Annotated in this window: 13 protein-coding genes; 7 read left to right on the forward strand and 6 right to left on the reverse strand. The window is 73.7% G+C overall.

The window, feature by feature from the left end:
• Positions 1–43 precede the first annotated feature (43 nt).
• Together IE237_RS25845 and IE237_RS25850 are read left to right on the forward strand one after the other, a co-directional pair.
• Complete coding sequence (locus tag IE237_RS25845; RefSeq protein ID WP_229842884.1) at positions 44–757, forward strand: TetR/AcrR family transcriptional regulator; 714 nt, start codon at positions 44–46, stop codon at positions 755–757.
• 83 nt (positions 758–840) lie between these two features.
• Positions 841–2466 (forward strand): amidohydrolase, encoded by a 1626-nt coding sequence (locus tag IE237_RS25850; protein WP_189804504.1) that lies wholly within the window; start codon positions 841–843, stop codon positions 2464–2466.
• 325 nt (positions 2467–2791) lie between these two features.
• Here the strand turns inward: IE237_RS25850 and IE237_RS25855 are convergent, their stop codons facing one another.
• A complete protein-coding gene (locus IE237_RS25855) occupies positions 2792–3718 on the reverse strand; it encodes a LysR family transcriptional regulator (protein WP_189804505.1) in 927 nt (308 codons plus the stop codon).
• A gap of 70 nt (positions 3719–3788) precedes the next feature.
• Between IE237_RS25855 and IE237_RS25860 the strand changes: the two genes are divergently transcribed.
• Positions 3789–4949 carry a TDT family transporter gene (locus tag IE237_RS25860; protein ID WP_189804506.1) on the forward strand — a complete coding sequence of 387 codons (1161 nt, stop codon included), beginning with the start codon at positions 3789–3791 and terminating at the stop codon, positions 4947–4949.
• On the opposite strand, the gene IE237_RS25865 is transcribed toward IE237_RS25860, so the two are convergent.
• The 4 genes from IE237_RS25865 to IE237_RS25880 all read right to left on the reverse strand — a co-directional run bounded on the left by IE237_RS25865 (position 4876) and on the right by IE237_RS25880 (position 9179).
• Positions 4876–5592 (reverse strand): helical backbone metal receptor, encoded by a 717-nt coding sequence (locus IE237_RS25865; protein ID WP_189804554.1) that lies wholly within the window; start codon positions 5590–5592, stop codon positions 4876–4878. The two genes, IE237_RS25860 and IE237_RS25865, sit on opposite strands and share 74 nt — an antisense overlap.
• Positions 5593–5605: 13 nt before the next feature.
• The gene (locus IE237_RS25870; RefSeq protein WP_189804507.1) at positions 5606–6157 is read right to left on the reverse strand and encodes a helix-turn-helix domain-containing protein; all 552 of its coding nucleotides are present in this window, start codon (positions 6155–6157) and stop codon (positions 5606–5608) included.
• A gap of 141 nt (positions 6158–6298) precedes the next feature.
• On the reverse strand, positions 6299–8110 hold the full coding sequence (locus IE237_RS25875) for an ABC transporter permease/substrate binding protein (RefSeq protein ID WP_189804508.1): 1812 nt from the start codon (positions 8108–8110) through the stop codon (positions 6299–6301).
• Positions 8103–9179, reverse strand: coding sequence for a quaternary amine ABC transporter ATP-binding protein (locus tag IE237_RS25880; protein ID WP_189804509.1), 1077 nt, complete (start codon positions 9177–9179; stop codon positions 8103–8105). The genes IE237_RS25875 and IE237_RS25880 overlap by 8 nt, the downstream gene beginning before the upstream one ends.
• A 276-nt stretch (positions 9180–9455) precedes the next feature.
• On the opposite strand from IE237_RS25880, the gene IE237_RS25885 reads away from it, so the two are divergent.
• Together IE237_RS25885 and IE237_RS25890 are read left to right on the forward strand one after the other, a co-directional pair.
• Positions 9456–10361: a 5'-3' exonuclease gene (locus IE237_RS25885; RefSeq protein WP_189804555.1), complete on the forward strand. Its 906-nt coding sequence runs from the start codon at positions 9456–9458 to the stop codon at positions 10359–10361.
• A gap of 115 nt (positions 10362–10476) precedes the next feature.
• The gene (locus tag IE237_RS25890; protein ID WP_189804510.1) at positions 10477–11313 is read left to right on the forward strand and encodes a siderophore-interacting protein; all 837 of its coding nucleotides are present in this window, start codon (positions 10477–10479) and stop codon (positions 11311–11313) included.
• Between the two features lie 66 nt (positions 11314–11379).
• Here IE237_RS25890 and IE237_RS25895 read toward each other — a convergent pair whose 3' ends face one another.
• The gene (locus IE237_RS25895; protein WP_189804511.1) at positions 11380–12030 is read right to left on the reverse strand and encodes a MerR family transcriptional regulator; all 651 of its coding nucleotides are present in this window, start codon (positions 12028–12030) and stop codon (positions 11380–11382) included.
• 198 nt (positions 12031–12228) lie between these two features.
• Between IE237_RS25895 and IE237_RS25900 the strand changes: the two genes are divergently transcribed.
• A complete protein-coding gene (locus tag IE237_RS25900; protein WP_189804556.1) occupies positions 12229–13140 on the forward strand; it encodes a hypothetical protein in 912 nt (303 codons plus the stop codon).
• Entirely contained in the window at positions 13137–13574 is a 438-nt protein-coding gene (locus IE237_RS25905; protein ID WP_189804512.1) for an ABA4-like family protein, read from the forward strand. Before IE237_RS25900 ends, IE237_RS25905 begins: the two co-directional genes overlap by 4 nt.
• The last annotated feature ends 4 nt before the right edge of the window (positions 13575–13578 follow it).

Below are 13578 nucleotides of genomic sequence, written 5' to 3' on the forward strand. Positions count from 1 at the left end.
CACCTGGTTGCTTATTGGTCGCACACTCAATAGCATCGCCGGTATGCCGTCAAGCGTCCAGCGCAAGAGAATTCGGAAAACGCCCGAAGCACGGAGGGCGGAGATCGTGGAGACCGCGGCCCGGGTCGCCCTGACCGAGGGCCTGGAGTGCGTCACGCTCCGGCGCATAGCCGATGAGCTCGCCGTACGCCCCGGTCTGATCAGCCACTACTTCCCTTCGGCGGAGGATCTGGTGGCCGAGGCGTTCAGCGTCGCCGCCACCGGCGAGCTCGACGCCCTGCTGCCCGCCGACCGCCCCGGCGGGACCCCCACGCAGTACCTCGCGCGCTACTTCGCCCTCTCGGGCGGTGAGGAGTACGACGACATCAGCCGGCTGTGGATCAACGCCCGGCACCTCAGCCGCTACCGGCCCGTCCTGCGCGACCGGGTCTCCGAGCAGGAGCTCGCCTCCGACGAGCGCATCGAGGGACTCATCCGCGAGGGCGTCGAGCGGGGCGAGTTCCGTACGGACGACCCGCGGACGGCGGCGATCCAGATCCTCGTGGTCCTCGACGGCCTCGGCTCCCACGCCAACACCGACCGGACCGACATCCCGGAGGCGGTCAAACGCATGGCGCTGACGACAGCGGAGCGGGAACTCGGGCTGCCGCACGGTGCCTTGAGCGACGTACCGCTGCCGGCCGAGCGGACCGGGACGGCGGAGCCGACCGAACAGGCCGACCCGACCGAGCAGGCCGAGCAGGCCGAGCCGCGCTGACGGCGGGGCCTCCGACGAGGCCCACCACCCTGCCCATCCCACCCCCTCCACCCACCCCCCATCCGCGATCTCCTGGAGCCACCGTGCGCACCCGACTCGTCCTGCTCTCCGCCCGACTGCTCGACCCCGGCACGGGGGCGTTCCTGCCGGAGTCCGCGCTCGCCGTCTCGGACGACGGCCGGATCTCCGCACTGGGCGACGACCGGGAGATCCGGGCACTGGCCGGTCCCGCGACCACCGTCGTCGACCTGAAGGGGGCCGTCGTCACCCCCGGCCTCGTCGACGGCCACATGCACCCGGTGTCCGGCGCCGAACTCACCCACGGCCTCGACCTGTCGTACTGCGCGGACCTCGACGACGTACGGGAGGCCCTGGCCCGCGAGGTGCGGAGCCTCGACCGCGGCCAGTGGCTGTTCGGCTGGGGTCTGGACCCGAACGTCTTCGGCGACCGGCCCGTCGGCACCGCCCCCTTCGACGCCGTCCTCGACGGCGTGCCGGCCTTCCTGCTGCTCTTCGACGCCCACTCGGCCCTGGCCAGCCGCCGGGCCCTCGAACTCGCCGGCGTCGACGGCCCCCGCACTTTCGACCAGGCCTCCGCCGAGGTCGTCTGCGACGCCGACGGCCGTCCGACCGGGCTGCTCCAGGAGGACGCGGCCTGTGAGCTGGTCGAGCGGGTCGCGCCCCGGCCGACGCGCGAGGAGAGCCGGCAGCGGCTCGCGGCGGCCCTGCGGTCCATGGCGGCGGCGGGCCTCACCGGCGGCCACGCCATGGACGCCAACGGCGACAGCCTCGCCCTGTACGGAGAGCTCGACGCGGCCGGTGAGCTGCCGCTGCGGCTGCGGGTCGCGCCCTGGTGCCAGCCGGGCACGGACGAGCTCGGGGTGCGGGAACTGATCGCCCTCCAGGGCATGGGCGGCGAGCTCTGGCAGGTCGCCGGCGTGAAGCTCTTCATGGACGGGACGATCGACAACGGCACCGCGTGGCTGGAGCGCCCCGACTGCCACGGCGAGTCCACGCACGCGTTCTGGCCGGACCCCGAGGCGTACACCCGCGTGATCGAGGAGCTGCACCGGGCGGGCGTGGCCACCGCGACGCACGCCATCGGCGACGCGGCCGTCCGGCACGTCCTCGACTCCGTCGAGAAGGCACGGACCGCGGGCGGCGAGGTACGGCACCGGGTCGAGCACATCGAGACGGTGCCGGACGACACGCTGCGCCGCTTCGCGGAGCTGGGGGTCCTGGCGTCCATGCAGCCCACGCACTGCTGCGACTTCACCCGCGCCGACCACACCGACAACTGGTCGCGGCGGCTCGGCGAGGAGCGGGCCGCGCGCGCGTGGCGCTGCCGGGACCTGACGGACTCGGGCGCCACGGTGGTCCTCGGCTCGGACTGGCCGATCGCGCCGTTCCCGCCGCTCGGTGTGATGGCCGGGGCCCGGCACCGGCGGCCGAGCCGTGACCTCGGCCAGGCGCCGCACGGTCCGGAGCAGGCGCTCACGCCGCTGGAGGCGCTGCGGGGCATGACGACGGCGCCGGCGTACGCGGCGGGCGAGGAGCACGAGGCGGGCCGCCTCGCGGTCGGCTACCGCGCCGACCTGACGGCCCTGGCGGCCGACCCGCTGACGACGCCGTCGACGGAACTCCCGGACGTCCCGGTACGGCTGACGACGGTGTCGGGCCGCATCACCTTCCGCGCGACGGACGTCTGACGGCCCCCGTTGTGGGCAATCGTTCCGCTGGGGCGGAACGGGTGGGCACAACGGAACGGCGCCCCTGCCGGCGCCAGAGGCTCCCGCGCCTGAACCCGCCCCCTGCGCACCGTCACTGGGGTGCGGGTCCAGGCGCGGAACGCGGAGGCGCCGCGAAGGGCGCCGTCCCGTGTGCCCACCCGTCCCTCCCCCAAGGACTTCGTCCAGGGGGGACCCCCATGCGGGACGATTGCCCACACGGGGGGGGCGGGGCGTGGCCCACAACGGCGGGTGGGCCAAGGCGCCGCCCTGTGCACGGCAGGGGCCGCGCGCGCCGGGGCCCCCGTCACCCCCGCGTCAGCGACAGCAGGTCTCGCGCCGGGCCCGTCGGCCGGTGGCCCGCCGGCCAGACCGCGCGGAGGTCACGGCGGAGCACCACGCCCTCCACCGGGATGGCCACGAGCCGGCGCGACGCCAGCTCCTCGGTGATCGCGAGTTCACTGAGGACGGCGGGCCCCGCCCCGCTCACCGCCGCGGCCTTCACCGCGGTCGTGGAGGCGAGTTCGAGCAGCGGCTGCGCGAGGCCGCCGTGCGCGGAGAGCGCCGCGTCGAGGACCTGCCGGGTGCCGGAGCCGCGTTCCCTGAGGACCAGCGGGGTCGCGGCCAGCTCCGCCGGGTCGAGCGGGCCGCGGCGCCGGGCCCAGGGGTGCGAGGGCGCGGCGACGACCGCGAGCCGGTCGTGCGCGACGACGACCCCGTCGAGGCCGTCGGGCACGGCGAGCCCCTCGACGAAGCCGACGTCGGCCTCGCCCGCGAAGAGGCGCTCGGCGACGGCAGCCGAGTTCCCGGCCTGGAGCGACACGGCGGTGTCGGGGCGCTCGGCGCGCAGCGCGATCAGCCAGCCCGGCAGCAGGTATTCGGCGATCGTCATGGACGCGGCGACCCGCAGCCGCGAGTCCCGCCGCCCGCGCAGCGCCTGCGCGCCCGCGTCGAAGGCCTCCGCGGCCTCCACGATCCGCCGCGCCCAGTCGGTGACGAGGGCGCCCGCGTCGGTGAGCCGGGAGCCGCGCGGGGAGCGGTCGAGCAGGGCCACGCCGAGCTGTCGCTCCATCGAGCGGATCCGGCTGCTGGCGGCGGGCTGGGTGATCCCGACGTCGCGGGCGGCCGCGCCGAGGCTCCCGTGCCGGGCGACGGCGAGGAGCAGCTCCAGGGCCCCGAGGTCCGGGACCCGGTGGTGGAGGGGGGTCGGGGTCACGCCCTGCTCGCTGCTCATAAAGGCAGCTTATGGCCTCATAGCCACAACATCCCTGGTGGGGGCGGTTCCGGCGCGAAACGATCGGGACATGGCAAGCCTCGCACCTTCACTTCCCGCCCTCCGCGCCACCACCCCCGGCGCCCGGGCGACCCGTTCCGTCCGTCACCTCGGGCCCAACTGGTACGCCTCCGTGATGGGCACGGCCATCGTCGCCAACGCGGGCGCCACCCTCCCGGTGGACGTCCCCGGCCTCCGTACGGCCTGCGCCGCGGTCTGGGCCCTGTCGCTCGCGATGCTGCTCGCCCTGGTCTCCGCCCGCGCCGTGCACTGGGCCCGGCACCGGGACCAGGCCCGCGCCCATCTCATGGACCCGGCGATGGCCCCGTTCTACGGCTGTCTGTCGATGGCGCTGCTCGCGGTCGGCGGCGGGGCGGTGATCGTGGGCCGGGACTGGATCGGGCTCCCCGCGGCCGTCGCCGTCGACACGGTCCTCTTCACCGCCGGAACGGTGATCGGCCTGGTGGCCGCGGTGGCCGTCCCGTACCTCATGGTGGTCCACCACCGCATCGAGGGCGCGTCGCCGGTGTGGCTGCTGCCGGTCGTCGCCCCCATGGTCTCCGCCGCGCTCGGCCCGCTGCTCGTGCCCCATCTGCCCGCCGGGCAGGCCCAGCAGACCCTGCTGATCGGCTGCTACGCGCTGTTCGGCGTCAGCCTGCTCGCCACCCTGGTCATGCTGCCGCTGGTCTTCGGGCGGCTCGTGACCGGCGGCCCCCTGCCGCTCGCGCTCACCCCCACCCTCTTCCTGGTCCTCGGCCCGCTGGGCCAGTCGACGACGGCCGCGAACAAGTTCGCCGACACGGCCGCGGGCGTGCTGCCCGCCCCGTACGCACACGGCTTCGCCGCCTTCGCCGTCCTCTACGGGGTCCCCGTGATGGGCTTCGCGCTGCTGTGGCTGGCGCTCGCCGGCGCGATGGTGCTGCGGGCGCGGCGGCGGGGCATGGGCTTCGCGATGACCTTCTGGGCCTTCACGTTCCCGGTGGGGACCTGTGTGACCGGCGCCGAGGGGCTGGCCCAGCACACCGGCCTGGCCGTGTTCCGGTGGCTCGCGATCGGTCTGTACGTGTTCCTCGTGGCGGCCTGGCTGGTGGCCGGTTTCCACACCTGGCGCGGGCTGGTCAGCGGTGCGCTGCTCGCAGGGCCCGGGCCAGTGCCCGCGGGGCCTCGGCCAGTGACGGCCCGTACCAGGTGAGCATGCGCCCGTCGACGAGGGCGGCGGCGGTCCCGGGGAAGGCCTCGGGGCCGTCGTCCCGCGTGAAGCGGTAGGGCTCGTCGGGCAGGACGACGAGGTCGGGACCCGTGGTGCGGAGCTCGTCGAGCGTGAGCCTCGGATAGCGCTCCGGGTGGCCGGCGTACAGGTTCCGGACGCCGAGGCGGGCGAGCAGGTCGCCCGCGAAGGTGTCACGGCCGAGGACCATCCAGGGCCGCCGCCAGATCGGGACGACGGCGGTGAGCGGTCCGAGCGGGTCGACGGCTTCCCAGGCGGCCTCGGCCTCGTCCAGCCAGCGGGGGCGCCGGGGCGCGCCGCAGGCGGCGAGGACCCGCTCCAGTTCCCGGAGCCCCTCGCCGAGGGTGCGGATCTCGGTGACGAGGACGTCGAGGCCGAGGGCCCGCAGGGCGGCGAGGTCGGGGGCGCGGTTCTCCTCCTCGTTGGCGAGGACGAGGTCGGGCCGGAGCGCGGCGATCGCCGCGGCGTCGGGGTTCTTGGTGCCGCCGACGCGGACGACGTCGAGGCCGGCGGGGTGGCTGCACCAGTCGGTCGCGCCGACGAGGAGGCCGGGCGCGGTGACGGCGACGGCTTCGGTGAGGGACGGCACGAGGGAGACGACCCTCATCGTCACGGGGTCCTCACTCCTCCTCGGCCTCGACGTGGTCGCCGATGGCGACGACGAGGAGCCGGGTGCCGGGCTCGGTGGCGCGCCAGCGGTGCCGTACGCCGCCGGAGAGGTAGAGCGTGTCGCCGCGGCCGAGCCGGTGGGCGCGGCCCTCGGCCTCGACCTCGGCGGCGCCGTCGGCCACGTACAGCAGTTCGTCGTTCCGGTGCTGGAACTCCCGTCCTGCGTCCTGCTCGCCGGTGAACTCCAGGGCGTGCAGCTGGTGGCGGCCGCGGACCAGCGCCCGGACGCCCGGGGGCATGCCCGGGGAGCGCTCGTCGGACCGTACGACGTCGACGGTGCGGGAGGCCTCCGCGGCGGCGAGGAGTTCGCCGGCGGTGGTCTCCAGGGCCTCGGCGACGAGTTCGAGGGAGCGGCGGCTGGGGCGGGCGCGCTCGTTCTCCACCTGGCTGAGGAAGGGCACGGAGAGGCCGCTGCGGGAGGCGACGACGGCCAGGGTCAGCTGGAGCGCTCTGCGGCGCCTCTTGACGGCCGCGCCCACGCGGGGTGCTTCCTTCTCGTCCATGTCGGCTCCCTCCCTCTGCTCGTACTGGTCGGTTACCTGAACCTTACGCAGCTTTGGGGCGGGGTTTCGCGTCGTGACGAAAAGGGGTGGTCGCCGAACACGTTCGGCGACCACCCCTTTTCGGCCAGTGAGAGCGGAGGGCTACTGCGGGGCGAGCTTCTCCGCGAGGCCCGGGTTCCGGTCCAGCCACGTCCGGACGGCCTGCTGCTCCTTGCCCTTGCCGGTCTCCTGGATGACGGCTTCGAGGTCGGTGAGCTGCTTCTCGGTCAGCGAGAAGTTCTTCAGCCAGGCGCCGACCTCGGGGTTCTCGGCGGCGAATCCCTTGCGGGCGAGGGTGTGGACGCCGTCGCCCTTGCCCCAGGAGCCCTTGGGGTCGTCGAGCTTCTTCAGGTCGTGGGCGGAGTAGGCCCAGTGCGGGGACCAGAGGGTGACGACGACGGGCTCCTTGCGCTCGTAGGCGCGCTTCAGCTCGGCGAGCATGCCGGGCGTGGAGCCGTCGACGACCTCGTACTCGCCCTCCAGGCCGTACTCCTTGAGGACCTTGTCCTTGAGGATGCCCATCATTCCGGCGCTGGGCTCGATGCCGACGATGCGGCCCTTGAACTGCCCGGCCTTGCCCTTGAGGTCGGCGAGGGAGTCGACGCCCTTGACGTACGAGGGGACGGAGAGCTCCAGGGAGGTGGGGCCGTACCAGGAGCCGAGGTCCTCCAGCTTGTTCTTGTACTTCTCCCAGTACTGCTGGTGCGTGACGGGGAGCCAGGCGTCGGTCTGGAAGTCGAGCTGCCCGCCGGCCAGGCCGGTGTAGAGGGCGCCGGCCTCCAGCTGCTTGGTCTCGACCTCGTAGCCGCGGCGCTCCAGGAGCTCCTTCCAGAGGTACGTGGAGGCGATGCCCTCGTCCCAGGGGATGTAGCCGATGCTGACCTTCTTGCCGTGGCCGCCGTTCGGGCCCGAGGCGGTGGTGGAGGTCGCGCCGCCGTTGCCGAGGAAGCCCATGCCGCCGGCGACGAGCGCGAGGACGACGACGCCGACGAGCGCGGCGACGGGCTGCGGGCGGTGGGCCCAGAGCTTGGCCCCCGGGCGCTTGGCGCTCAGCGCGGCGCGGGCCTTGGCGGCGGCGCGGCGGCCCAGCGGGGAGACCTGACGGCCGAGGGCGCCGGTCATCCGGTCCAGGTACATGGCGAGGACGACGATGGAGACGCCTGCCTCGAAGCCGAGGCCGATGTCGACGTTCCCGATGGCGCGGTAGACGGCGCCGCCGAGCCCGCCGCCGCCGACCATGCCCGCGATGACGACCATGGAGAGGCCGAGCATGATGACCTGGTTGACACCGGCCATGATCGTCGGGAGGGCGAGGGGCAGCTGCACGCGCAGCAGGGTGTTGCGCGGGGTGGTGCCGAACGCCTCGGCGGCCTCGACGAGTTCGCCGTCGACCTGACGGATGCCGAGCTCGGTCATCCGCACGCCCGGAGGCAGCGCGAAGACGATCGTGGCGATGATGCCGGGGACCACGCCGACGCCGAAGAAGATGATGCCCGGGATGAGGTAGACCATCGCGGGCATGGTCTGCATGAAGTCCAGGACGGGCCGCAGGACGGCGCTGACGGTCTTCGAGCGGGCCGCCCAGATGCCGAGCGGGACGGCGATCACCAGGGTGACGAGGGTGGCGACGAGGACGAGGGAGAGCGTGGCCATCGCCTCGTCCCACAGCTGGACCGAGTCGACGAGCGCGAAGCCGGCGAAGGCGAGCACACCGGCGGCGAGGCCGCGCAGCCACCAGGCGGCGACGGCGAGGATGCCGGCGAAGAGCAGCGGCTGGGGCGCGGACAGGACGGCGTCGATGCCGTCGTAGAGGCCGGTGACGCCGGTGCTGACGGCGTCGAAGAGCCAGGAGAACTGGCCCTGGAGCCAGTCGACGGAGCTGTCGACCCACTGGCCGAGGGGGAGCCTAGGCACGGGCGGTCACCTCCCGCGTCTCGGTGGACGGGGCATGCGTCGCGGCGACACCGCCCATGACGGCGAGGAGACGTTCGGTCGGTACGACTCCGAGGACGGAGCCGTCGGTGTCCTCGACGGTCACCGGGTGGGGGGCCAGGGCGGCGACGGCGCACAGGTCGGCGACGAGCGTGTCGGGTCCGACGGGCCGGCAGGCGCAGTCGTCGGGGCAGTCGGCCGGGGCGGCGGACCGCGTCATGACGGCGGAGGCGGTGAGCACCCGGGAGCGGTCGACGTCCTGGATGAAGGAGGCGACGTAGTCGTCGGCGGGGCGGACGAGGATGTCCTCGGCGGTGCCGAGCTGGACGATCCTGCCGTCGCGCATGACGGCGATCCGGTCGCCGAGGCGCATGGCCTCGTTGAGGTCGTGGGTGATGAAGACGATGGTCTTCTTCAGGCGCTGCTGGAGCACGAGGAGCTGGTCCTGCATGTCGCGGCGGATCAGCGGGTCGAGCGCGCTGAAGGACTCGTCCATCAGGAGCAGGTCGGCGTCGGTGGCGAGGGCGCGGGCCAGGCCGACGCGCTGCTGCATGCCGCCGGAGAGCTCGTCCGGCCAGGACTTCTCCCAGCCCGCGAGGCCGCACAGTTCGAGGGCCTCGGCGGCGCGGGTCTCGCGCTCGGCGCGGGGCACGCCCTGGACCTCCAGGCCGTAGGCGGCGTTCTCCAGGACGTTTCGGTGCGGGAAGAGCGCGAAGTGCTGGAAGACCATGCTGATCTTGGTGGAGCGGACCGCGCGCAGCTCGCGGGGGGAGAGCGCGGTGAGGTCGTGGCCGTCGTACAGGACGCGGCCCGCGGTCGGTTCGAGCAGGCCGTTCAGCATGCGCAGGAGGGTGGACTTCCCGGAGCCGGACAGGCCCATCACGACGAAGATCTGGCCGGGTTCGACGGTGAAGCCGGCGTCGACGACGGCGGCGGTCGTCCCTTCGGCGCGCAGCTCCTCGCGGTCGGCGCCGTCGGCGAGCCGGCGGACGGCTTCGTCGGGTCGTCTGCCGAACACCTTGTACAGGTGGTCTGCCTGGAGCCTGGACACATGCACCTCACGGGTAGAGACGAAGAACGGCCCCACCACCCCCGCGTGGCCGGCCGTGGAGCGGGCGGGATCGGCCCGCGGGCCCGTCGCGTACGGGGATCCGTATGCGTCGAATCTCGTACCGGGTTCCGCTCCGGGCTCGCGCCTGCCCGGCTTCACAGGGTGCAAACGCAAAGGTGACGGGGGTCACGCGAGGGGTCCCGAAGGGGCGCCGCGCGCGGGACGGAGGGTGCTGTCGGTGGGGTGCGGCATGATCGGGGTGTGACGCGACGCCTGATGCTCCTCGACACCGCCAGCCTCTACTTCCGCGCGTACTTCGGCGTGCCGGACTCGGTCCGGGCGCCGGACGGCACCCCGGTGAACGCCGTGCGGGGGCTCCTCGACTTCATCACCCGGCTCGTCCAGGACCACCGCCCCGACGATCTGGTGGCCTGCTGGGACGAGGACTGGCGACCGCAGTGGCGGGTGGACCTGATCCCCTCGTACAAGGCGCACCGGGTGGCCGTGGAGACGGAGACGGGACCGGACGAGGAGGAGATCCCGGACACGCTGTCCCCGCAGGTGCCGGTGATCGAGGAGGTCCTGGCGGCGCTCGGCATCGCGCGGGTCGGGGCGGCGGGGTACGAGGCGGACGACGTGATCGGGACGCTCGCGGGCCGCGCCGGGGGGCCCGTGGACATCGTCACGGGTGACCGCGACCTGTTCCAGCTGGTGGACGACGCCCGGGGCGTCCGCGTGCTGTACCCGCGCAAGGGCGTCGGCGACTGCGACCTGGTGGACGCGGAGCTGATCCGTACGAAGTACGGGGTGGAGCCCGGGCAGTACGCGGACTTCGCGGCGCTGCGCGGGGACGCGAGCGACGGCCTGCCCGGGGTGAAGGGCATCGGCGAGAAGACGGCGGCCCAGCTGATCACGGAGTACGGGGACCTGGCGGGCGTCCGGGCCGCCGCGGAGGACCGGACGTCGCGCCTGACGCCGGCGAAGCGGCGCGGGATCGTGGAGGCCGCCGCGTACCTGGACGTGGCGCCGACGGTGGTGCGGGTCGCCTCCGACGCACCGCTCCCGGAGTTCGACCCGGCCCTCCCGGCCGCCCCCCGGGACCCGGCCGCCCTGGAGGCGCTGGTGAAGCGCTGGGGTCTGGGCGGCGCGGTGGGGCGCCTGCTGCCGGTCCTGGAGCGCTGACGGAAAGGGCTACGGACCGCGTGGAACCATGCGCGGTCCGTCATCGCCCGAGCCTCTCTTGCCACGGGATGCTAGCTTAGGCATACCTAAGTACGCAGAGTCAGGAGAGCCCGTCGTGGCAGAGCAGCCGGCCCGCAAGGCACCGAAGGCCACCGAAGCACGTGTGGTGCACACCGAGCGGATCACTCCGCACATGGTGCGGGTCGTGCTGGGAGGCCCCGGACTCGACGGCTTCGCGGCGGACACCTACACCGACCACTACGTGAAGCTGCTCTTCGCCCCGGAGGGCGTCGCCTACCCGGAGCCGTTCGACATGGAGCGGATCCGGGCGGAGTTCCCCCGGGAGCAGTGGCCGACGACGCGGACGTACACCGTGCGGGCCTGGGACCCGGTCCACCACGAGCTGACCATCGACTTCGTGGTCCACGGCGACGAGGGCCTGGCGGGCCCCTGGGCGGCGCGCGCCCAGGCGGGCGAGACGGTGCGCTTCCTCGGCCCCGGCGGCGGCTACGCGCCGGACCCGGCGGCGGACTGGCACCTGCTCGTGGGTGACGAGAGCGCGCTGCCGGCGATCGCGGTGGCCCTTGAGCAGCTGCCCGAGGGCGCGCGGGCCCAGGTCCTCGTCGAGGTCTCGGACGCGGCCGAGGAGCAGAAGCTCGCGACGGCGACGGGCATCGACGTCACCTGGCTGCACCGGGGCGACCGCCCGGTGGGCGCGCTGCTGGTCGACGCGGTCACGGCCCTGGAGTTCCCGGCGGGCGAGGTGCACGCCTTCGTCCACGGCGAGGCGGGCTTCGTGAAGGAGCTGCGCCGGCACCTGCGGCTCGACCGGGGCGTGGCGCGCGAGCGCCTGTCGATCTCGGGCTACTGGCGCCAGGGCAAGTCCGACGAGGCCTGGCGTGCGATCAAGCGCGAGTGGAACGACCAGGTGGAGCGCGAGCAGGAGAACTGAGACGAGGGCCCGGGGCGGCGAAAGCCCCGGGCCCTCTCCGTCACCCCGCTCCCCCGCCCCTCGCCGTCACTCCGCTCCCCCGCCCCTCGTCGTCCGGCCGAACGTGCTGTCCGAGGCGTCCATGTGGGCCAGCCGGCGCAGCGAGGAGAAGATCGCGTCGCCGAGGACCGTGCCGACGACCGCGCTCTCCACGAGCTCCTCCCGCGCCACATGGCGCGCCACGTAGTCCAGGTCGGCCCGCGCGACCCCCTCCGCCGCGTCCGCGTACGTGTCCAGGACCTCGACGAACCGGCCGTGCCCGAGGTCGTCGAGCGCCACGATGGCCACCGCGAGGGCCTCCGCCGCCGGGCTGGACGGGTCGGCGTGCCAGCCGCGCGCCGCGATCAGCCCGGCGACCTTCTTCCGCGCCTCCTCGATGCCGTCGCCGGGTTCCCGGTCGTAGCGCGGCACCAGGGGATCCGTCGCCGCGCCCAGCACCTTGTGCACGGGCTGCTCCGCGTCGTCGACTGCCGTGACCACGCCACGGACCCCGGCCACGGACAGTCCGCCCACGTCGAGGAGCGCCCGGATCAGGCGGAGCCGCTGCACATGCGCCTCCCCGTACGAGGCCTGGTTCGGGCTCGTCAGCTCTCCGGCGGGCAGCAGTCCCTCCCGTACGTAGAACTTGATCGTCGGCACCGACACCCCGGTTCTCCGACTCAACTCTCCGATGCGCACCGCGTGTTCACCTTCCCGGTCTTTCTCCGGCCCTTGCCGACCGACACCCCCATCATAGATAGTGGCGCTATCAGATAGCGGCGAGTGCCACTATCCATACTTTCCCACGGGGGGATCCGTATGTCTTCGTCGAACCCACCGACCCCATCCGTCACCACGCCCCGGCTGCACCGCCCGCTGGTCTGGTTCTCCGCCTCGATGGTCGTCCTCGCTCTCGTCTCCGCCGTCGGCATCGCCGTCGACGACCGGATCCTCGTCGGCGTGCCGATCTGGACCAAGCCGTTCAAGTTCTCCGTCTCCTTCGTCGCCTACGGGCTCTCGCTCGCCTGGATGCTCTCGCTGCTCCCCCGCGGGCGGCGGGCCGGCTGGTGGGCAGGGACGGTGATCACCGTCGCGAGCGTCGTCGAGATGGCGCTCATCACCCTCCAGGTGATCCGCGGCACCCAGAGCCACTTCAACCAGGCCACCCCCTTCGACGGCGCCGTCTTCCAGGTCATGGGCGCCACCGTCGTCGTGCTGTGGCTGGGCGCCCTGGTCATCGCGGTGCTCCTGCTCCGCGCCCGGATCCTCGACCGGGCGATGGCCTGGTCCGTCCGGCTGTCCTCCCTGATCGCCCTGGCGGGCGCCGCCGTCGGCTTCCTGATGGTCCGTCCGACGCCGGACCAGCTGGCCGTCGACGACCCGCAGATCATCGGCGCCCACAGCGTCGGAGTCCCGGACGGCGGCCCGTCGATGGCGCTCACCGGCTGGGCGACCACCGGCGGCGACCTGCGCATCGCCCACTTCTTCGGCATGCACGCGCTTCAGCTGCTCCCGCTGCTGCTGATCGTCCTCGCCGCCCTGGCCGCGCGCTCCGCCCGCTTCCCGGTCCTGGCCCGCCTGGCCGACGAGCGGGTCCGGCTGCGCCTGACACTCACGGCCTCGGCGGCGTACGCGGCGACCTTCGCGCTGCTGACCTGGCAGGCGCTGCGCGGCCAGGCGCTGTTCGCGCCGGACGGCGTGACGCTCGCCGCGGCGGGGGCCGTCGTGGTCCTCGGCGGGGCGGCCGCCGCACTGTCCCTCCGCACCGGCACCGCCGCCCCCGCCCGCACCGAGGAGGTCGCGGCATGACCGGCTTCCTCTTCGAGCTGACGTTCCTGCTGGCGGCCCCGGTCTGGCTGCTCATGATCCTCGCGCCCGGCCGGCGGGTCACCGACCGGCTCGCGGCCTCGCCGCTGACCGTCCTGCCGATCCTGACCGTCTGGGCGGTCCTCGCCGCCCCCGTCCTGCCCGAACTGTGGGCGGCGGTCAGCAGTCCCGACCTCGACACCTTCCGCGAACTCACCGCACTCGCGAACGGCGCCGGCGCCCTCTGGGCCCAGGTCATCGCCTGGGACCTCCTCCTGGGCCAGTGGATGTACCGCGAGGCCCGCCGCCTCTCGATCCACCCGCTCCTGATGGCCCCCCTGCTCCTCCTGACCATCCTCCTCTCCCCCGTCGGACTACCCCTGTTCCTGGCCGTCCGCGCGCTCCGGACCGCCCGGCCGCCGGCAACGGTTCGCTGACCGG

The sequence above is a fragment of the Streptomyces tanashiensis genome, assembly GCF_014648895.1.
Classification (GTDB): Bacteria; Actinomycetota; Actinomycetes; order Streptomycetales; family Streptomycetaceae; genus Streptomyces; species Streptomyces tanashiensis.

What these genes read in the sequence shown, in the direction of transcription:
- IE237_RS25845 (WP_229842884.1), top strand. Translation starts at nt 44, where the DNA reads ATGCCGTCAAGCGTCCAGCGCAAGAGAATTCGGAAAACGCCCGAAGCA.
- IE237_RS25855 (WP_189804505.1), bottom strand. Translation starts at nt 3,718, where the DNA reads ATGAGCAGCGAGCAGGGCGTGACCCCGACCCCCCTCCACCACCGGGTC.
- IE237_RS25860 (WP_189804506.1), top strand. Translation starts at nt 3,789, where the DNA reads ATGGCAAGCCTCGCACCTTCACTTCCCGCCCTCCGCGCCACCACCCCC.
- IE237_RS25865 (WP_189804554.1), bottom strand. Translation starts at nt 5,592, where the DNA reads ATGAGGGTCGTCTCCCTCGTGCCGTCCCTCACCGAAGCCGTCGCCGTC.
- IE237_RS25870 (WP_189804507.1), bottom strand. Translation starts at nt 6,157, where the DNA reads ATGGACGAGAAGGAAGCACCCCGCGTGGGCGCGGCCGTCAAGAGGCGC.
- IE237_RS25885 (WP_189804555.1), top strand. Translation starts at nt 9,456, where the DNA reads ATGCTCCTCGACACCGCCAGCCTCTACTTCCGCGCGTACTTCGGCGTG.
- IE237_RS25900 (WP_189804556.1), top strand. Translation starts at nt 12,229, where the DNA reads ATGGTCGTCCTCGCTCTCGTCTCCGCCGTCGGCATCGCCGTCGACGAC.
- IE237_RS25905 (WP_189804512.1), top strand. Translation starts at nt 13,137, where the DNA reads ATGACCGGCTTCCTCTTCGAGCTGACGTTCCTGCTGGCGGCCCCGGTC.